This is a genomic window from Streptomyces sp. Mut1, from assembly GCF_030719295.1.
In the GTDB taxonomy this organism is placed as follows: Bacteria; Actinomycetota; Actinomycetes; order Streptomycetales; family Streptomycetaceae; genus Streptomyces; species Streptomyces castrisilvae.
Map to the genome: position 1 here is coordinate 6694207 of NZ_CP120997.1, position 18851 is coordinate 6713057.

At 68.5% G+C, this 18851-nt stretch carries 13 protein-coding genes, 2 pseudogenes and 3 CRISPR repeat arrays (1 of these 18 running past the window's edge); of the genes and pseudogenes, 3 read left to right on the forward strand and 12 right to left on the reverse strand.

Annotation, left to right across the window (positions count from 1 at the left end):
• The first annotated feature begins 633 nt into the window (after positions 1-633).
• Both P8A18_RS29040 and P8A18_RS29045 read left to right on the forward strand, forming a co-directional pair.
• The gene (locus P8A18_RS29040; protein ID WP_306059264.1) at positions 634-1035 is read left to right on the forward strand and encodes an IS110 family transposase; all 402 of its coding nucleotides are present in this window, start codon (positions 634-636) and stop codon (positions 1033-1035) included.
• Between the two features lie 54 nt (positions 1036-1089).
• Positions 1090-1755 carry a transposase gene (locus P8A18_RS29045; RefSeq protein WP_306059266.1) on the forward strand — a complete coding sequence of 222 codons (666 nt, stop codon included), beginning with the start codon at positions 1090-1092 and terminating at the stop codon, positions 1753-1755.
• Positions 1756-1896: 141 nt separating this feature from the next.
• On the opposite strand, the pseudogene P8A18_RS29050 reads toward P8A18_RS29045, so the two are convergent.
• Positions 1897-2198, reverse strand: a pseudogene (locus tag P8A18_RS29050) (helix-turn-helix domain-containing protein); the annotation flags it as partial.
• A gap of 174 nt (positions 2199-2372) precedes the next feature.
• Between P8A18_RS29050 and P8A18_RS29055 the strand changes: the two are divergent.
• Positions 2373-3201: pseudogene (locus P8A18_RS29055) on the forward strand (IS5 family transposase).
• A gap of 340 nt (positions 3202-3541) precedes the next feature.
• Positions 3542-5400: direct repeats of the CRISPR family, unit length 29 nt; unit sequence CGGCTCACCTCCGCTCGCGCGGAGAGGAC.
• Between the two features lie 18 nt (positions 5401-5418).
• On the opposite strand, the gene cas2e (P8A18_RS29060) reads toward P8A18_RS29055, so the two are convergent.
• From cas2e (P8A18_RS29060) to cas3, 11 genes are all read right to left on the reverse strand, one after another.
• Positions 5419-5730 (reverse strand): type I-E CRISPR-associated endoribonuclease Cas2e, encoded by a 312-nt coding sequence (gene cas2e, locus P8A18_RS29060; protein WP_306059268.1) that lies wholly within the window; start codon positions 5728-5730, stop codon positions 5419-5421.
• Positions 5731-5755: 25 nt separating this feature from the next.
• On the reverse strand, positions 5756-6751 hold the full coding sequence (gene cas1e / locus P8A18_RS29065; protein WP_306059271.1) for a type I-E CRISPR-associated endonuclease Cas1e: 996 nt from the start codon (positions 6749-6751) through the stop codon (positions 5756-5758).
• Positions 6751-7410 (reverse strand): type I-E CRISPR-associated protein Cas6/Cse3/CasE, encoded by a 660-nt coding sequence (gene cas6e, locus P8A18_RS29070; protein WP_306059273.1) that lies wholly within the window; start codon positions 7408-7410, stop codon positions 6751-6753. The genes cas1e and cas6e overlap by 1 nt, the downstream gene beginning before the upstream one ends.
• Positions 7407-8276, reverse strand: a complete 870-nt coding sequence (cas5e, locus tag P8A18_RS29075; protein ID WP_306059276.1) for a type I-E CRISPR-associated protein Cas5/CasD — start codon at positions 8274-8276, stop codon at positions 7407-7409. The genes cas6e and cas5e overlap by 4 nt, the downstream gene beginning before the upstream one ends.
• Complete coding sequence (cas7e, locus tag P8A18_RS29080) at positions 8273-9457, reverse strand: type I-E CRISPR-associated protein Cas7/Cse4/CasC (RefSeq protein ID WP_306059278.1); 1185 nt, start codon at positions 9455-9457, stop codon at positions 8273-8275. Before cas7e ends, cas5e begins: the two co-directional genes overlap by 4 nt.
• Positions 9458-9547: 90 nt before the next feature.
• Positions 9548-10294, reverse strand: a complete 747-nt coding sequence (gene casB / locus P8A18_RS29085; protein ID WP_306059280.1) for a type I-E CRISPR-associated protein Cse2/CasB — start codon at positions 10292-10294, stop codon at positions 9548-9550.
• Positions 10291-11904, reverse strand: a complete 1614-nt coding sequence (gene casA, locus P8A18_RS29090) for a type I-E CRISPR-associated protein Cse1/CasA (RefSeq protein WP_306059282.1) — start codon at positions 11902-11904, stop codon at positions 10291-10293. The genes casB and casA overlap by 4 nt, the downstream gene beginning before the upstream one ends.
• 1032 nt (positions 11905-12936) lie before the next feature.
• Complete coding sequence (locus tag P8A18_RS29095; RefSeq protein ID WP_445978201.1) at positions 12937-13182, reverse strand: hypothetical protein; 246 nt, start codon at positions 13180-13182, stop codon at positions 12937-12939.
• Between the two features lie 22 nt (positions 13183-13204).
• Positions 13205-14453: a CRISPR direct-repeat array (repeat unit 29 nt; unit sequence CGGCTCACCTCCGCTCGCGCGGAGAGGAC).
• An 18-nt stretch (positions 14454-14471) separates the two neighbouring features.
• Positions 14472-14783 carry a type I-E CRISPR-associated endoribonuclease Cas2e gene (gene cas2e / locus P8A18_RS29100; protein ID WP_306059286.1) on the reverse strand — a complete coding sequence of 104 codons (312 nt, stop codon included), beginning with the start codon at positions 14781-14783 and terminating at the stop codon, positions 14472-14474.
• 28 nt (positions 14784-14811) lie between these two features.
• Positions 14812-15141, reverse strand: coding sequence for a hypothetical protein (locus tag P8A18_RS29105; RefSeq protein ID WP_306059288.1), 330 nt, complete (start codon positions 15139-15141; stop codon positions 14812-14814).
• A 224-nt stretch (positions 15142-15365) separates the two neighbouring features.
• The gene (cas3, locus tag P8A18_RS29110) at positions 15366-18233 is read right to left on the reverse strand and encodes a CRISPR-associated helicase Cas3' (protein ID WP_371933728.1); all 2868 of its coding nucleotides are present in this window, start codon (positions 18231-18233) and stop codon (positions 15366-15368) included.
• Between the two features lie 172 nt (positions 18234-18405).
• A CRISPR array of direct repeats spans positions 18406-18851; the repeat unit is 29 nt; unit sequence GTGCTCTCCGCGCGAGCGGAGGTGAGCCG; it runs 620 nt beyond the window's last position.

Genomic DNA, 18851 nt, shown 5'->3' on the forward strand with positions numbered 1-18851 from the left:
TGGCGAAAACTCTGGACGGATCCGGCGAAGCCGCACCGGAGTACTCCCATGCGGCTTCGCCGTCCCACGGGCTAACCGGCGGTTCGCCTCTATATTCCCCCGCCTGTGCCCCACGTCCGTTGGCCCAGGCCGCCCCCGCTTCAGTGGAGCATCGGACCTGCTATCGGTAGAGAAGGTGATGCGGAGAGATCGCCGTATCGTGGCACTGAAGTGTCGTCCGGAGCGTCGGGCATCGATTCTGATTCAGGCCCGCAGTTCTCAGACTCGTACGGGAATGTGGACCGCCCAGGCGTGCAGCGCCCACGCCCCAAGGGGGCGCGCCCCCTTGGGGCGTGGGCGCTGCCATGCATCAGTGCTTCTGCCGCGGGGGATGGTATGTGTGTGCGGCAGGCGAGTGCTTGGGAAGGATGGAGGCGTACCGCCGCAGCGTCGGAGCTGACTCCTGAGATTTTTTGGTCCGAAGTGCCCTGACCATCCAGTGTCGTTCACGAGGCCAGGTGGTGCGCTCGGAAGCGGGTTCGGGCAAGCGTGTCCAGAGCACTGCCTTGCGCGGTGAACGTGCACTGTCTCACTAGTGACCGCTTGTCCGGGCCAGCAGTGCGGTCATGGCGAATTCATTGCCGGGGCGGAGGGATGATCATTCCACCAGAATCTGCCCGCTCCATCAAAGCTCCCAAGGGTGCCACGGAGGCGGTACTCGGGGTGGACACGCATCGCGATTTTCATGTTGCGTCCGTGGTTGCCATGACCGGAGGAACGCTGGGAATCGAGCGCTTCCCGGCCACTGCGAGTGGCTATCAGGAACTGCACGCCTGGGCGGCTCATTTGGGTGACATACGTCGGGCCGGAGTGGAGTCGTCCGGGAATTACGGTGCGGCCCTGGCGCGTCATCTCCTGTCGCAGGGAATCGAGGTCCTTGAGGCTCCAGGCCCTGGGCGTGCGGCTCGCCGCCGGCGAAGCAAGTCGGACCGAGGCGACGCGGAAGCCGCTGCGCGTGCGGTCCTCAGCGGTCGTGCGCGCTCGCCGGTGAAGTAAGGCGGCGGCCCCGCCGAAATGGCGCGTTTGTACCTCGTGGCCAAGGACTCCGCAGTGAATGCGCAACGACAGGCGGCAAACCAGCTGAAGGCGATCCTCGTCACCGCCGACCCGTCCCTGCGGTTAGAGTTGGCCACACTGTCCCGCCGTGCGCTTGTCCGAACCTGTTTGGAACTGAGCGAGGGCGACAACAATACGGATCCGGTGGCCAGGGCGACACGATTCACGTTACGCGTGCTGGCTGAGCGCATCGAGCAGCTGCGGGCGCAGGCCCAAGTGCTGGAAGGCCGACTGTCGGACCTGGTCCGGTGTCATCACCCCCGGCTCATTGACGCTGTGGGCATCGGACCGCACAGTGCAGCGGTGCTGCTGACCGCCTTGGGTGACAACAGCGACCGCCTGCGCGGCGAGGCGTCGTTTGCCGCGTTGTGCGGGGTGAGCCCAGTGGAGTACTCGTCCGGGAACAGGCAGCATCGACGGCTCAATCGCGGCGGGAACCGGCAAGCGAACGCTGCGCTGCACCGCATCGTGTTGAGTCGGCTGCGCTGGGATGCGAGGACTCAGGCGTATTACGAGCGACGCGTGATGGAGGGCAAGACGCGGCGGGAAGTCATCCGCTGCCTGAAGCGGTATGTGGCCCGAGAGGTCTACCGGCTGGTTCAGGAGGACCGCCGAGAACTGAGCCAAACAACGGCTTCGCCTCTCGTGGTGCGGTGCTGAATCTTGGCAGCAGTCTGTTCGAGCAGGGCCTCGGTCAGGCGCAGCGCGGGGCTCCTCGTGGTCAGCCAATTGGTGGACCCACCGCCCGCCTCTCTGAACAGGCAGGCGCTGCGGCTCACCTCCGCACGCGGGGAGAGCACCCTTGCGGAACCGCTTGCGCTGCTGGAGGGCGAGTGCGGGTCCGAGGTGGTCGATGATGCGGTCGGCTGTCGACTTGGACACCCCGAACAGCGGAGCCAGTTGTCGCAAGGTCAGGTTCGTGCGCCAGTACGCGGCGACCAGGAGCACGCGGTCCTCCAGCGACAGGCTCCAAGGCCGGCCCTTGCGCACCGGATCGGCGCCCTCACGCCGAGGGCGGTGATCAGCGTGCCGAACGGGCGCGGGGCCAGCCTGGTGAACGGGGCTATCCAGGACGGGTCCGAGGCCGTGATCACACCAGACACGGCAAGATCATCTCATTACTGACCAGCAGTTACGGAACAAGTTTTAGTCTAAAATCGGTTGGCGTCCTTGTCGGGTGATCCGAATATCGGATTCAGTTATGCGTATCAAGCGTGACTAACAACGGCTAACACAATGAGGTGGCTGGGCCTTGGTGGCCGTGTCCGCGTCAGGAGTTGGGCGTTGGCGATGCATGGGGACTTTGCCGTGGATCGTGTCGGATGACTTGTGGGAGCGGATCGAGCCGCTCCTGCCGCGCAAGGAGCGTCGGTTCCGGCACCCGGGCCGTAAGCCGCTGCCCGACCGGAAGGTGCTGTGCGGCATCCTCTTCGTACTCCACACGGGCATTCAATGGGAGTTCCTGCCGCAGGAGTTGGGCTTCGGTTCGGGCATGACGTGCTGGCGACGGCTGCGGGACTGGAACGAGGCCGGTGTCTGGCAGCGCTTGCATGAAGTGCTGCTGGCCGAGCTGAACGCGGCGGCTCGTCTCGACTGGTCGCGGGCCGTGGCCGATTCCAGCCATGTGCGGGCTGTAAAAGGGGGGACCACACGGGACCGAGTCCGGTCGACCGTGCCCGATCCGGATCGAAACACCACCTGATCACGGACGGCCGCGGCACTCCGCTCGCCGTGATCCTCACCGGCGGCAACCGCAACGATGTCACCCAGTTGCTGCCTCTGATCGACGCCATTCCGCCGGTCAGAGGCAGGGTCGGTCACCCACGACGCAAGCCCGACTCCCTCTTCGTCGACCGCGGATACGACCACGACATCTACCGCGACCAGGTCCGCCAACGCCGGATCGTGCCGGCCATCGCCCGCCGCGGCACCCTCCACGGCACCGGACTGGGCACCTACCGCTGGGTCGTGGAACGCACCTTCGCCTGGCTCCACGGCTTCAAACGCCTCCGAATCCGCTGGGAACGCCGAGCCGACATCCACGAAGCCTTCCTCAAGCTCGCCTGCTGCCTGATCACCCGCCGACAGATCAACTCATTGTGTTAGCCGTTGCAAGAGGTCGCCTTTATCTCCAAAAGAATTATGTGAAAGTATCTTCTTTTTTGTGGGGATACCTCGGTCTCGTGGTCCTCAGTTTTGCGACGGACAAGCGGTAGGCTTTTAGTGCATCTCGACTTGACGTGCGCCCTCGGCGCTATTCCTCGGCCTGTCGAACGCGGTTGCCTCAATGAAAGGAAGCTGAGGTATGAATACTGCCAGCTTGGGCTGGAGTTTCTGGAGTCTCGTCTTCGCCGTATTCGTGTGGATCCATGCTGCGATGACGAAGGAGTGACCATGGCGTACCAGGAGGGGAGCTCTCTCGAGGGAGAGAGCTCCCCTCCTGGTGTGGATTACCTCCGCTCGCGCGGAGAGCGCCGACCAACCCCCATATCGGGCAAGCCGTAGGCGGCTCACCTCCGCTCGCGCGGAGAGTGCTCATCTCACGACCCATCGTAAGCGTCAAGCGCCGCCTCACCTCCGCTTGCGCGGAGAACAGTGGAGGACGGCCTTCTTCGCCGCCTGTTCCAGCGGCTCACCTCCGCTCGCGCGGAGAGAACAGCAGGTCGCAGAGCGCCTCGTGGTCGTAGCGCGGCTCACCTCCGCTCGCGCAGAGAGAACCACCGGGCCTGCGGCATGTCCCGCCCGGAGACCGGCTCACCTCCGCTCGCGCGGAGAGGACAGCTTCGGGTCACCCAGGTTGAAGCCGAGGTACGGCTCACCTCCGCTCGCGCGGAGAGGACGAGCGCTTCCACCAGGTGCAGACCGCGTCCGCCGGCTCACCTCCGCTCGCGCGGAGAGGACCAGAATTGGTGGAGATCCCAGTACGCCGTTTCCGGCTCACCTCCGCTCGCGCGGAGAGGACGACGTCGGCCGGGGCCTGCTCGACGGCCGCGGCGGCTCACCTCCGCTCGCGCGGAGAGGACTCCTGGGCACGGCCCCAGTCGAGTGCGTCCTGCGGCTCACCTCCGCTCGCGCGGAGAGGACGGCGGCGTCGACAACGGGGTCTGGCTGGAGGACGGCTCACCTCCGCTCGCGCGGAGAGGACGGCGAGGACCAGCCACCGGTCGGTGCGGACGCCGGCTCACCTCCGCTCGCGCGGAGAGGACGGAGGAGGCGGCCTGGCGGAGCAGGTCGGCGACGGCTCACCTCCGCTCGCGCGGAGAGGACATGAGTCCCGACTACATCTCGACCTCGCGGCCCGGCTCACCTCCGCTCGCGCGGAGAGGACCACTCAGCACCGAAGAACGTCTCAGTAACAAGCGGCTCACCTCCGCTCGCGCGGAGAGGACGCTGGAGGTCTCGGTCCATGACCAGCTCGATGACGGCTCACCTCCGCTCGCGCGGAGAGGACTACCTCGGCGTCCAGCCCGACAGCGCCAGAGGCGGCTCACCTCCGCTCGCGCGGAGAGGACGGCCACCCCCGAGATCGTCGCCTTCATGATGAGGGCTCACCTCCGCTCGCGCGGAGAGGACTGTCATGGCCGGACCACCACGGTCCCCGAAGGCGGCTCACCTCCGCTCGCGCGGAGAGGACTGCCCTGTCCGTGTCGTGACCGGCTCGCGTCGTGGCTCACCTCCGCTCGCGCGGAGAGGACCGGCCGGTGTCGGTGAGCTCAGATGCTGGGGCCGGCTCACCTCCGCTCGCGCGGAGAGGACGCGTCGAAGGACGACAAGGGCCGCCTCATCGGCGGCTCACCTCCGCTCGCGCGGAGAGGACCGCAGGCCGTCGAAGACGTCCCCGAACTCCTGCGGCTCACCTCCGCTCGCGCGGAGAGGACCGGCGGCCATAGCCGCCGGAAGCAAGATGGAGCGGCTCACCTCCGCTCGCGCGGAGAGGACCCGCCCTTCGCCCAGAACAGCAGGTCGCCCGGCGGCTCACCTCCGCTCGCGCGGAGAGGACCTGCTCGGCACTCGGGGCGCCTGGCTTGCCGCCGGCTCACCTCCGCTCGCGCGGAGAGGACGAACGCCGCAGCACGCCCATGCGGTAGATGAACGGCTCACCTCCGCTCGCGCGGAGAGGACTGCGGGGGGACCTGCGCGATTGCGCTCATCGACGGCTCACCTCCGCTCGCGCGGAGAGGACGAATACGCCGGCTTCGATCGCCTTGCGGCGTGCGGCTCACCTCCGCTCGCGCGGAGAGGACGGCCCGCCGCCGCGCCAGTGCGCTGAAATGGACGGCTCACCTCCGCTCGCGCGGAGAGGACCCTCTTTGACCTGGCCTGTTAGACGGGCTTTGCTGTTTCTTGACTTTCGCGTTTGAAGGCGATCAGGGTGAGGCCGTCGAAGTCGAGGGGTTCGCGGCGACGGGTTCCTGCTGTGCGTAGTTGGAAGCCCTGTTCGTTGTCGGCGGGGTGGGCGAGGACGGCGAGGCCGTCGTTGGTGCAGGCGGTGACGGCTGCCCAGAGTTCGTCGCGGACGCGGGCGGAGACGGTGCCGACGTAGAGCTCGGGGGTGACTTCGAGGAGCCAGCGGGTGAGGGCGCCGCGTAGGTGGTCGGGTACGGCGGTGGCGGAGATCACGATCATCGAGGACATGAGAGGTGCTCCTCCCGTGGGTGGGTCACGGCTGTGCCCCGTGGTTCACGCCGGCGGGCACGGAGCCTGTGACCGGATCCCAGAGGTCGACCATCTGTTCCTCGGGGTCGGGGCCTTCGTAGGTGCGGCTCGGGTCGAGGAGCTGCTGGATGTCGGTGACGATGCGTGGGAGGAGTTGGAAGAGGCGTAGTTCGTGGCGGAAGGAGCGGCGGGCTTCGCCTTCGGGGTTGGGGGATGCGTGGAGGGAGAAGGCGAGGGGGATGGTGAGTTCGGCTTTGTAGAGGTCTGCGATGTCGTAGACGAATGCCTGCTGGTTGCCGTTGTGGACGAAGCCGAGGGCGGGGGAGCAGCCGAGGGCGGTGATGGCGGCGTGGACGATGCCGTAGAGGCATGTGTTGGCGGAGGAGAGAGCGAGGTTGACGGGGTCTTGTGTGTCCCAGGAAGCGGGGTCGTAGGCGCGGCGGAAGCGGCCGATTTTGTATTGGCGGGCGAGTAGTTGGTAGTGGGCTTTGACGCGTTGGCCTTCCATGCCGCGGAGTTTGTCGAGGGTGGTTCCGTCGGTGGCGGTGCCGTTGCCGAAGCGGAGTTCGTACATGGCTTGGGCGATGGCGAGGCGGTGGGTGTCGTTGGTCCAGGCGCGGGTCTGGCGTTCGAGCCAGGTGGTGGTGAGGGATTCGGGGACGGCTGCGGAGTAGCAGCGGACGCCGCCTGATCCTGTGGTGAGGATGGTGGTGCCGTTGCGGGCGAAGGTGGTGAGGGCGCGTGCGGTGATGGAGGTGCCGGGGCCGAGGAGGACGCAGCTGAGGGCGGCGGTGGGGAGGTAGACGGTTTCTGTGCCGCGTTGTTCGGTGGTGACTTCTGCGCAGACGCCGGTGTCGTCCTGGTGGATGCGGACGATGTCGAGGTAGAGGAAGGAGAGGGAGTCGGCGATGCGGGGGAGCATGGCGACGGTGGGTGCGGCGAGTTTGCGTCGGGCGTTGCTGGTGCTGAGGGGCTTGGTGGTGGTGGGCCGTGGGGTCATTAGGGCTGCCTCGCGGGGGCGATGCTGAGGAGGCCGCAGCCGTATGCCTTGCCGCGTCCGATGCCGTTGAGGACGGCTTGGCGGAGCAGGTCGGTGTCGATGATGGCGGCGGTGCCGTCGAACTGGGTGCGGGCGTGGCGGATGCGTTGGGGTGGGGCGCCGTCGGGTTGGCGGTTTCCTTGGATGGTGTCGAGGGGCTGGGAGTGGTGGGTGAGGGGTTTGATGCCGCTGTGGTCGGCTTGGCGGAGCCACCACTCGTCTGCGGCTGTGCCGGTGAGGGGGACGACGGGCGGGAGGTTGTAGAGGGCGCGGGTGGTGGCGCCGGGTTTGCGGACGGGGCTGGCGACGCAGCGGTAGCGGATGGTGAGTCCGGGGCGGATGGCGTCGATGAGCGCGTCGAGGGGGCGGGTGAGGGTGGTTCCGTAGTCGTCGGGGAGGCTGCTGGTGTCGGGTTCGTGGGTGGACTGGATGAGCAGGTGGGGGCCTGTGGGGGTGTCTTCGGTGCGGAAGAGGACGCCGAAGCGGGCGCGGGGGTCGGGGCCGGCGTCGGAGGGGAACAGGCTCATGATGCGGCGGTGCATGCCGATGGCTCCGGTGAGGTCGCGGCGGGCGTCGCGGGAGCGGGTGTCGGGGACGATGCGGGTGAGCCAGAGGGTCATCGCCGGTTCCCTTCCGGGGTGTTCAGTTGATGCGTGAGGTAGTCGCTCAGGGCGGTGAGCTGGTCGGTGCCGTGCCCGGCGAACTGGGAGTGGGGCAGGAGCAGGGAGCGCCGGTAGAGGGGGCGCGCGCGGTAGGCGCGTCCGGTGGGGTGGTAGGTGAGGGGTTGGTCGTTGAGTTCGCTGGAGGGGTGGGAGCCGTCCTCGCTGATGGTGCTGATCATGCGGTCCTGTACCGGCAGGTTGGTCAGTGGTCGGTCGGCGAGGAACTCCACGGGCCGGTCTTCGCCGGCCTGGCCCCGTGCGGGGAGAGCGGCGAGCGGCAGGTGAATGAGGTGGTGCAGCGCGTCGTTGCTCTGCCCGAGGAGGAGGGGGCCCTCTGGTGGGCAGGAGCGGCGGCCGAGATGGAGCGGCCACCGGGGGGCGCGCAGGGCGCCGGCGCACAGGTCGAGGAAGGCGGCGCTCTCGGCGTTGTGCTGGGGGAGGGTGAGGGCGGCGGTGAAGGCGGCGTCGGCGAGGTAGTAGCGGTGGGTGAGGAGGGTGCCGGTGTCGCCGGGGCGTTTTTTGCCTTCGGCGGTGGTGACGGTGGCTTTGGCGGGGAGGCCGCCGCCGACGGTGTGCAGGTCGCGCAGCATGATGCCGGGGCGGTCGGTGCGCACGGTGAGGTGGAGTCGGGTGAGGTCGTCGATGGGCTGGCCGCGGCGGCGGCCGAGGGCGGAGGCGAGCAGGCCGATGATGCCGGAGCGGGTGGGGAAGGCGGCGGTGTCGCGTTCGTTGAAGTGGCTGTGCAGCCCCCAGGACTGGAGGGGGCCGGTCAGCCGGAGCAGGAGCCCGGCCTCCGGGGCAGGCGCGTTGGTTCGTGTGGTCATGCCGCGTCTCCGGCGGACTGCACGGCCAGTGCGGTGTCGAGGGCAGCGTTGATCAGGGAGTCGAAGCCGGTGTGGCGGGTGCCGAGAGCGTCGAGACCCTTGACGTCGACGCCTGCCCAGCCCGACTGGAGGATGGCATCGGTGCCCAGGAGGCCGTTCGCGGTCTCCGCGTACTGGGCGAGGACGGTGCGTGAGGGGTCGGAGAAGCCGCCGTGGCCGGCTGCGAGGACGGGGCGTTCGAACGCGGCGGCGTAGGAGAGGGGGCGGTCGGCGCGTACGGAGATGTGGGCGAGGTCGGGGATCGTGTGGGGTGCGGTGGAGTTCTTCTTCGCCTGCGGCAGGGAAAGAACGAACGCGCTGAGGAAAGCCGCGGTGAGCTCGCGCAGCTCGTCAGGGTTGTCGCCGATGTTGGCGGCGAGGTCGCGCAGGTCGATGGTGGCGTAGCGGTAGAAGGTGCCGGCGCTGAACTCGGCGTGCCCCATGTGGCCGCTGCCGCTCTGGTCGCCCCAGTGGGCGGTGATGTCGTCGACAGCGGAGAAGTAGTCGAGTTCGACGTCCGTTTCGTGGGTGGTCAGTGCGTGGGCGACCTGGACGGCGCCGTCGACGCCGGCGTTGTCGACCTCGGCGAGCATGCGGCCGAAAAGGTTGATGACGCCGTTGCGGGAGCGCAGCACCGCGTCGACCCGGTCGGCGGGCAGGATGCTCTTGTCGGCCGGCTTCTTGATGTCCTTCGCGCCCTCCAGCACCGTGCGGTGCTCTTCGGCCAGGGCGGCGAGTTCGGTCACGGCGGATTCAGGGACGTAGACCATCGCGTTGGTGAAGACCTTGTTCGGCACGCTCTGCTTGGCGTCCTTGGGGTCCTTCGCGAGTTCGAACTTGATGCTGCTGGCAGCGGCGATGTGGGCGCCGGCCCGCTCCGCGAGGTTCTGCGGCCAGCCGTGTTCCTCGGCCAGGAACCGGGTGACCCGCTCACCGATGCGGCGGGTACGCAGGGCCGCCTGGCCGATGCGGTCCTCGAAGACTGCGCGGACGGCGCGCTTCCAGGACTGGCTGCTGACCCGGGTCCGCATCACGTTGCCGTACTGGACGGTCTTGACCGAGTTCGTGTCGTCCCGGTTCAGGTTGGCAAAGGGAATGCTCTGGATGATGTGGATGTCGATGAAACGCGCGGGCTTAGCCATGGTGGGGTGACTCCTTCGTGCGGGATTGCGGGAGGTGTTCGTCAGGGCTGGTCGGTGGGACGACCGGTGCGAGACGGAGGGCTTGGAGGGTCAGGACCCTGTAGGGGGCTGAGGTGCGTCGGTGGTCAGCTCCAGCTCGTCGGCCTGGTCCGCCTGCCGTGTCAGATCCCTGTTCCGCTGGCGGTAGAAGTCCTGGAGCCAGGTGCGGGAGATGCGCCCGGAGTGCCGGCGCCAGTTGCTGAGGTCGTGGATGAGCTGGGCCCAGTCGATGTCCACCCCCACCGAGCACAGGTATCCGACGGTGGCGGGGAGGTGCCGGTGAAGTCCGTTGACACTCTGCCGGGTGAGCAGGTTCAGACGGCTCTCCGCCGTGCCCACCCTCATCTCCTTTTCGCGGCCGGGCCCCTCGGTCACCGCGATGGCGAGCGCGGCCCCAAGGCTGGTGCCCCGCCGGGTGCGTCCCCCTGGGGTCTGCTCAGCATCCTGCTGCTGTTGAACGTCTGGAGCCTTGTCGGGTGAGTTCAGGGTGCTGCGGGGCTGGGCTGCGATCATCGCAGCGACGGCGTAGTAGGCCCGCTCCACGTCCTCGGAGCGTGAATCCGGGAGCCAGGGCGCGACCAGGCGGTGCATGCGCCGGACCGAGTCGAGGTCTTTGCGCAGCCCGCTGCGCAGCGCGCTGCGGGCGCCCGGGTCTTCCTTGCAGAGCTGGACGACCCAGTTGGTGAATGCGCGCGAGCGCCCCACATCGGCCCCCGTGCTCTGTCGCGGAATCGGCAGGGCCGCAGGTCCAGCCGGGTTCGCGGCCTCCGTCGTGGCTGGCGGGGGAGTAATGGTCATGCGGTGGGCTCCTTGGTCATGTCACGGGGGGCGGGCACGGCACTTCGGTTCTTCGGTGTTCCGCCGTAGAGCTCGGCCCGGGCTTGCGAGACGGCTTTCGCGCCGCGCAGGGTCCGGGTGACCGGCGCGGTGACCGCGTCGTACGCCTGCTCGGCCAGACGAACGAACGCCCGCCGTGTGGCCACCCGGTCGAAGCCGCCGTCCGGGATGGCGCCAGTGCGGTCCAGGAGACGGAACCGCGCCCAGAACTCCGCTTCGGCGCGCGGCCAGTAGCGGGCGCCGGCCTGCGCTGCCCAGGCAGCACCGTCGGCCTTGGCGTCGTCCACGTACGTGGCCCAGGCCCGCTTCACTGCTCGGTCCAGTCGCCGTCCGTACAGCTCTCCGAGCTGGCGCAGCCGGGCGACGGCGGGGACTGTGCGGGCGTCGTTGGCTTCGGCGAATCCGAGCACAGCCGGCGTGCTCGCGTCGATGAACTGGGTGTCCTTGGCCTGGCCTTCCTGGTCGAAGCCCAGCGCCCGTACCCGCAGGTCCTCGGAAACCTCCGCAGCGCTGTGGAACACGCGCGGCTGCTGCGGGTGAGCGTTGCCGGCGGGCGGGTTCTGGAGCAGGAGCGCATCCAGGTCCCGCCACAACGCCCGGCCGGTGTCGGCGGGCCGCGGGTAGCGGTTGCCCTGCTGACTGGTCTGCCAGATGAGGTAGTCGTCCTCGCGCGGCATCCGCTCCCCCCGGTAGGCCCAGGTGATGTACGCGTCGCGTACATGGGCGCCGTCCTCGTCCGGAACGAGGAGCAGTGCGTGCTGGGAGCGGCAGGTGTGCCGGGAACGCGGCCCCTTCGACGCGCGCGGCGGCCGGTCGGGGTCGGGCAGATTCTCCTGCTCCCACGGGCACAGGTCCTCCTCGCCACGGACTCCGGTCTCCGGTGGTACGAGACCGGCGAGCAGCGTTTCGAACAGGGAGGCGCCCTCGGGGTGGTAGGACAGGGCCGTCCGCAGCGGACCTGCGGTGGCGCTGGCGCTCTTGACCCCGCTCACCTCTCGCGCCGAACAGCGCCCGGAGGGGCCGTAGTAGTGCCAGACCAGGAGGTTGAGGAAGGCTTCGGACGAGGTAGGAGGCTCGGCCGCGGTGTCCCTGTCGTGCCGGAACCAGGAGTGGTTGTTACCCGAGGGGCGGGTAACGACAAGCTTGTTGACTCCCGCGGTCTTCGAGGCATCACACTGCTCCGCGAGGCGGGGATCCTGCATCCACGGCCGGCCGCCCGGGGCGAACAGGAAGAAGCGGTCCTCGAACTGGGCGAAGTAGGCGTCGACCTTCGCGGCCTGAAGCCGGCCCTCGTCCAGGACATCCAGCCGGCGCTCGTCCCAGTCGCCTGCCGGACCTTGTTCGGTCAGGTCGGCGACCCGCGCGGTGATCGCATACAGGACCCGCAACAGGGCCGCGTGCGCGGGGGCGTCGGCGACGGCGAGGGTCTCGATGTCCTGACTGCGCAGCAGGAGTTCGCGGAATCCGACCCGGTCGGGGAGCCCAGCGGCCGTGTCGACCGGTGGGGTGTCGGGTTTCCAGCGTACGGGGATGCACGGCTGGTCGATCAGGTTGTAGGTGCCCGTCGGCATGGATATGTCCTGTCGTCGTTCAGACAGTGCGGGGAGGAGCAGAGAGGTCGACCAGGCCGTGCACGCCACAGCCGTCCGAACCAGCCCCAAGCAGCCTTCGCGCCCGCCTGCATAGGGCGCGGAACGCTGCAATCGGAATGTAGTCGAAGCGCATACAAGAGGTAATCAAAACGTGAAGATCACTTGAGTTCGAGACCGAACCAGTGACTGCTCGACAACCTGCGTCGCCGCCAGCACGGACGCCGGGCGAACCGCTACCGGCTCGTCGGCCGGGAGCGGCTTACCGAGATCCCCTACACAGTCGGCTGTGATGGACCCCCGCACACTCGCCGGGTGCCGGGAACTAAGCGGCCTCACCCCACGAGGGCGCGCGGCAAGACCGGGGAAGACCGCCCGGATGCCCCTGAGATGACAGATCACCGAGTACGGCCGTGTCAGCCCGTGCTCCTTCTCCCGCATCCGCGCATCCAGAACACAATGGTCTAAGGCTCCTGCGCCGTTCTTCTTCACGACGACAGAGATACCAGCCCCCACTGACATCAGCTCCAAATCCAGCAAACAGGGGGAGCAGCCTGGGATGGCCCGTACACTCGCTGCGCGATGATGACTGCACAGGACGGGATTCACGACGAACCCAGGCAAAGGAAGAGCAAAAGGGGTTCGATAAGGCCACGTGGTGCTCTCTGCGCGAGCAGAGGTGAGCCGCAGCGCACGCGGGACGAACTTCTCGGTGACGGGTGCTCTCCGCGCGAGTGGAGGTGAGCTTCCGACCGGACGGAGGATGCCTACGAGTGCGCGTGCTCTCTACGTGCGTGGAGGTGAGCCGCCGGAGCCGATCGTGTTGCCCTTGCGCCCTGCGGCGGCGGTGCAAGCCCTTGAAATCGTCGCAATGCTCCTGAGCCAGGTCGACCAGCAAGGTCAAACCGGCGTCGATGGAGAAGTTTGAACCAGATCGCCGTGCGGGCCACCACCTTCTCGGCGCTGGGCGAGCCCCTTGCTGTTCGAATGACGAACGGCAAGGCCGCCACCCGCTCATTGAGGCGGGCACATCCGGGCGAGGATGAGCTCCTTGGTCACCAGCCGCCAGAGTGGGTCACAGACCTTGTTGAACCGCCAGACCTTGGAACACGGTTTCATCGACTCCGGGCCGTCGCTCATGTCCCACACCTCCTCCTCGAACCAGTAACCGTGGCTGTCAGGGAGCATCGCCAGATCGGCCATCTCGGCGATGCCCACCCCGGCGAAGCGCGGCGTGACGCGGAGAGGAGGGAAGAACAAGCCCAGTTGGCACTCGGTCCCGCAGTTCGCCTCCGCTCGCGCGGAGAGGACATGGGCCCGCGGGCGGACGACCTCGCCGATACCGGCTCACCTCCGCTCGCGCGGAGAGGACAGACCCCTTGACCTACGGGACGTCGGCACCTGCGGCTCACCTCCGCTCGCGCGGAGAGGACAGGAAGGTCTCGGGTCCGTCGGCACCCCGGGCCGGCTCACCTCCGCTCGCGCGGAGAGGACTCAACTGATCACGCGTCAGGAGTCGGAACAGGCGGCTCACCTCCGCTCGCGCGGAGAGGACTCAACTGATCACGCGTCAGGAGTCGGAACAGGCGGCTCACCTCCGCTCGCGCGGAGAGGACCCGGGCGGGACCAGCCACGCCCGCAGCTCCGGCGGCTCACCTCCGCTCGCGCGGAGAGGACGGCGGGGACGGCGGGAAGGTTCGGTGCGGGCGCGGCTCACCTCCGCTCGCGCGGAGAGGACGTGACGAGCCCGCCGTCGAGGCGGTTGCCGTCCGGCTCACCTCCGCTCGCGCGGAGAGGACGTACTCGTCGGTCACGGCGTAGGCGGTGAGGGCGGCTCACCTCCGCTCGCGCGGAGAGGACCGGATCTGACCGCTGAACCCCTGCCGCGTTCGCGGCTCACCTCCGCTCGCGCGGAGAGGACTCGGCCTGCGCCTTCGCCCGGGCTTCCTCCGCCGGCTCACCTCCGCTCGCGCGGAGAGGACGCGCGGTAGGCGAGCGGGGACTCGAACCCCTACGGCTCACCTCCGCTCGCGCGGAGAGGACCGGTTGAGCTTGTTGCGGGCCTTCACCAGGAACGGCTCACCTCCGCTCGCGCGGAGAGGACGCGACCAGGCGCCGGAACTCGGCTTCGGCCCGCGGCTCACCTCCGCTCGCGCGGAGAGGACAGCGCAAGCACCGCGACGCGCTGACGACCTATCGGCTCACCTCCGCTCGCGCGGAGAGGACTGCGCGGTCTGGCTGGCCCCGTCGCGCATCGGCGGCTCACCTCCGCTCGCGCGGAGAGGACAAGTCCTCGAACTACGGCCGGGGCAACCCGACCGGCTCACCTCCGCTCGCGCGGAGAGGACGGGTTGGCCGCTCGCGCCACGGGCGGCCGGCCCGGCTCACCTCCGCTCGCGCGGAGAGGACGTGACCGTGTCGAAGGAGGCCGTGAGCAGCCTCGGCTCACCTCCGCTCGCGCGGAGAGGACGAGCGAGTTGGTTCGCGTAACTGCGGATGTGGCGGCTCACCTCCGCTCGCGCGGAGAGGACCCTCTTTGACCTGGCCCGCTAGAGGGGCTTTGCCGTTTCTTGACTTTCGCGTTTTAAGGCGATGAGGGTGAGGCCGTCGAAGTCGAGGGGTTCGCGGCGGCGGGTTCCGGCTGTGTGTAGTTGGAAGCCTTGTTCGTTGTCGGCGGGGTGGGCGAGGACGGCGAGGCCGTCGTGGGTGCAGGCGGTGGCGGCTGCCCGGAGTTCGTCGCGGACGCGGGCTGAGACGGTGCCGACGTAGAGCTCGGGGGTGACTTCGAGGAGCCAACGGGTGAGGGCGCCGCGTAGATGGTCGGGTACGGCGGTGGCGGAGATGACAATCATTGAAGACATGTGCGCCGCCTTGCTGGAGGGTAGCGGGTCATGGCTGTGTCCCGTGGTTGATGCCGGCGGGTACGGAGCCGGTGACCGGGTCCCAGAGGTCGACCATCTGTTCTTCGGGGTCGGGTCCCTCGTAGGTGCGGCTCGGGTCGAGGAGTTGCTGGGCGAAGTAGGCGTCGACCTTGGCGGCCTGAAGCCGGCCCTCGTCCAGGATGTCCAGCTGGTGCTCGTCCCAGTCGCCTGACGGACCTTGTTCGGTCAGGTCGGCGATGCGGGCGGTGATCGCGTACAGGACCCGCAGCAGGGCCGCGCGCGGGGGCGTCGGCGATGGCGAGGGGCTCGATGTCGTGGCTGCGCAGCAGGAGTTCACGGAAGCCGACCCGGTGGGGGAGGCCGGCCGCCGTGTCGACCGGTGGGGTGTCGGGTTTCCAGCGTACGGGGATGCACGGCTGGTCGATCAGGTTGTAGGTGCCCGTCGGCATGGAGATGTCCTGTCGTCGCCAGACAGTGCGAGGAGGAGCAGAGCGGTCGGCCTGGCCGTGCACGGCACAGCCGTGCGAACCAGCCCCAAGAAGCCTTCGTGCCCGCCTGAGATTACTCGAATTCGAGACCGACATCCGAAATTGAAACCGTAGAACGCCCGTGCCGACATCTCCATATGCCACCGGAGGGAGTCATCCGCAGCAAAACCAGGCCGCGCAGCGAAGGATGGGTGCCCCACTTCCTGGGAACAGCGCTGTCCGGCTCCTCCTCACGCAGCCAGCGCCCCGGGACGGGGGCGACGCGCCGTGCGACGTCGGCCAACTGTGGTGCTGTGAGCCCGTGACGGCCACCGGCCGGTACCGGGAGGCTGCCTTCGGGGTCGAGGGTGAACGTGCCGCCGGACTGTTCGTAGAGGCAGAGCACCCGGCCGGTATCAGCGCCGAGCCGGGTTGTGAGCATTTCCTCGCTCACCCCGGCCTCCCGAAGTGACAACTTGCTCAGATCACCCCGGACGTCCGCCGGTGCACAGATGCCCGTCCAGGCCGCCATGTGCCGTTCGGCTGCTTCACGGGCCAGCCGCTCCTCGTCGAACCGAGCCAGTTCCGCACGAACCGCCTCGTCCGCTTTGTCGACGAAGTCTTCGTCGTACACCGCATCCACCAGCCGCTGCACATCACCCGGCACCGCGATCCCCTGGCTTGCGAGGTCCGCAAGCATCCGCGAGGTGCGATGAAGCAGCGACGCGTCGTAGACGGTGCCCCACGAACGAGGCACCGCCTCGCCCGGCTCCGTCAGGGGATCGAGCACCACAAGCACAGGCTCCTCCTCGGTGGCAGCCCATGCCGGGCGCCCCGAGGGGCCCCGGCAGTGACGGCGTGCACGGCCCGCACGCTGCAACAGCTGTGCCAGCGGCGCCAGATCCGACACCACCAGGTCGAAATCCAGGTCGAGTGACTGCTCGACCACCTGCGTTGCCACCAGCACGGACGCCGGACGCAGCGCGACCGGCTCGTCGGACGGGGCCGGTTTGCCGTAGGCCCGCTCGCAGTCGGCTGTGATCGATGCCCGTGCGTCTGCCGGGTACCGGGAATGAAGCAGCCGCAACCCACCGGGGCGCGCTGCAAGGTCGGGGAAGGCCGCCAGGAGGTCCCTGTACGTCTGCTGAGCCTCGGCCACCGTCGTACAGCACACCAGCGCCGTACCACCCACCTCGGCGACTGGTGCCAGCACCTCGCGAAGCGCTGCCCGGCGTCCGCCCTCGCGGACCGGCGAGCCGATCGGTTCCGCCGTGTCCCACGCCACCGCCCTGCGCGACACCATCAGAGTCCGTGCCCTATTGCTCAGCGTGCTCCGGACAGCCGAGACCTCGCCCGACCCTCCGCTCGCGAACAACCAGCCCGGATAGCGCGGAGCCACAGCAGACGGCTCATAGAACCCGGCACCGCGCCGGTAGGCGTCCACCAGGGAGCCGGCCGAACGCCCCGTAAGCGTGGCCGACAACAGCACGACCGGCGCGCGCATCGTTCCCAGCCATTCCAGCAACCGAAGGAGCAGTTGATGCATCCACGGTCCGTAAGCGTGGGCCTCGTCCACGACGAACACCTTGTCCGACAGACCGAACAGCCGCAGAGCGTTGTAGCGAAGGGGCAGCACCGCGCTCAGCGCCTGGTCGATGGTGCCGACACCCAGCGGAGCGAGCAGGCCGCGCTTCGGGCCGCGCAGCCACCCATCCGCCTCCACAACCGTCGACGCGCCCGCACTCACCACATCCGCCTGCCCGACGGCATCGCCGAACAGGTCCTGGCCCCCGTTGCCCGGCGAACTCAGCCAGGCCATGGAGTGCAGCAGCATCAACGCCCGCTCCCCGGACAACGCCTGGGAAGCGAACGCCTCCACTCGGGGCAGCATCGCGTCCGCCGTGCCCATCGTCGGCAGCGCGAAATACAAACCCCGACACCCCGCCGCGCGCCCCAACACCGAGGCGGCGAACAACGCCCCCTCAGTTTTGCCGTCACCGGTCGGAGCCGTCACCAGCACCAGCCCAGGACCGTGCTCGCGCACCAAACCGGGAAGATGCTCCGCGAGATCACGCTGCAGACTGTTCGGCTCAAAGGGGAACATCGCCGCAAAATCCTGCGAAGAAAACCGCGCCCGGCCCAGCCGCGCCGAACCCACCAGCTTCGGGGCAGCCCGCACCGCGCCCTGCCAATGCGCATCCACCTGCGCCGGCGTGCCCGACCAGCCGGAAGCCGGCAGGCGTGCCTCGATCGCCGAAGTCTGGCTTGCCAGCCAGTCGGCCACCACCACCGCTCCGGCCACGACCACGGCCAGCCCGGCCGGAAGCCCCCGAGCAGGAACCGCAATGGCTCCCATCACCCGCCGCACTTCCGCAAAGTGCACGCGCCGCTGATCAGCCCACCCAACCCCGCCCAGACCAGCGTTGTAAGCACTGGCTTGCGCCACCTGCTTGGACTTCAACACCGCCCCGAACGAACCATGGTGACCGCCCAGAAGCTGTGCGACCTGGTGGCTCACTGACCGGTGCATCCGCCGCCCGTCACCCGGATAGCCAACCTCTTCGAGCAACGCCGACAGCGACCAATGGGAAGCGATTTCGTGACGGAACTGCCTCTCGTACTCCGCACCAGGCGCGCTCACATAGGCGGAATCCTCGCGCAACAGTTCGTAGCAACTGGGAACCTGCGCCTGGAATGGTGGAGTGATCTTGCCGATGTCGTGCAACGCGGCCCAAAAGGAAACCACCGCGCGTGCCTCGGACAGACTCAGACCAAGAGCGCTTGCCACCGCTTCCCGGGTCTCCTGGCTCAGGACGACGTCCCAGAGCTCTCGGAACACGGCACCCGTGTCCAGAAGATGACAGATCACGGGGTACGGCCGTGTCAGCCCGCGTTCCTTCCCCCACATCCGCGCATCCAGAAGACAGCCTTCCAGGGCACCTGCCGTATCGCTCTTTTCCACGAGCACAGAGATAGCACCCCCTACTGACAGCGCGCCCATATCCACCGAACAGGGGACGGCGCGAGGGAGGGGCCGTACACTCGCTGCGCGATGTCGACGAGAGAGAACATGATGCGCCGTCATCCCTGGCAAAGGAACGGCAAAGGGCTTCCTTAGGGGCAGGTGGCGAAGGGTGCTCTCCGCGCGAGCGGAGGTGAGCCGCCGGCCGGGGCCGGACGGCCGCCCGAGTACTGGTGCTCTCCGCGCGAGCGGAGGTGAGCCGAGGCTCGGCGCATCGCCGAGAAGCATGCAGCGGTGCTCTCCGCGCGAGCGGAGGTGAGCCGTCGAGGACGCTACCTCGGGCCTGGGGGGCCTGGTGCTCTCCGCGCGAGCGGAGGTGAGCCGCACCTCGCCGTTCGCTGACCCGCGCGGCGCGTGTGCTCTCCGCGCGAGCGGAGGTGAGCCGACTGGCGCCGGACTTCGGACCCTGCCGCTGACGTGCTCTCCGCGCGAGCGGAGGTGAGCCGTTCAGGGTGGTATCCACGGGCTACTCCTCGCCGTGCTCTCCGCGCGAGCGGAGGTGAGCCGGCGGTCATGCGATGGCTCCGATCAGGGCGTGGGTGCTCTCCGCGCGAGCGG

Bases quoted from the DNA above. Each gene is read 5' to 3' on its own strand.
- P8A18_RS29040 (WP_306059264.1), top strand. From the start codon at position 634: ATGATCATTCCACCAGAATCTGCCCGCTCCATCAAAGCTCCCAAGGGT.
- casB (WP_306059280.1), bottom strand. From the start codon at position 10,294: ATGACCATTACTCCCCCGCCAGCCACGACGGAGGCCGCGAACCCGGCT.
- cas2e (WP_306059286.1), bottom strand. From the start codon at position 14,783: ATGTCTTCAATGATTGTCATCTCCGCCACCGCCGTACCCGACCATCTA.
- cas6e (WP_306059273.1), bottom strand. From the start codon at position 7,410: ATGACCCTCTGGCTCACCCGCATCGTCCCCGACACCCGCTCCCGCGAC.
- cas7e (WP_306059278.1), bottom strand. From the start codon at position 9,457: ATGGCTAAGCCCGCGCGTTTCATCGACATCCACATCATCCAGAGCATT.
- cas5e (WP_306059276.1), bottom strand. From the start codon at position 8,276: ATGACCACACGAACCAACGCGCCTGCCCCGGAGGCCGGGCTCCTGCTC.
- casA (WP_306059282.1), bottom strand. From the start codon at position 11,904: ATGCCGACGGGCACCTACAACCTGATCGACCAGCCGTGCATCCCCGTA.
- cas2e (WP_306059268.1), bottom strand. From the start codon at position 5,730: ATGTCCTCGATGATCGTGATCTCCGCCACCGCCGTACCCGACCACCTA.
- cas1e (WP_306059271.1), bottom strand. From the start codon at position 6,751: ATGACCCCACGGCCCACCACCACCAAGCCCCTCAGCACCAGCAACGCC.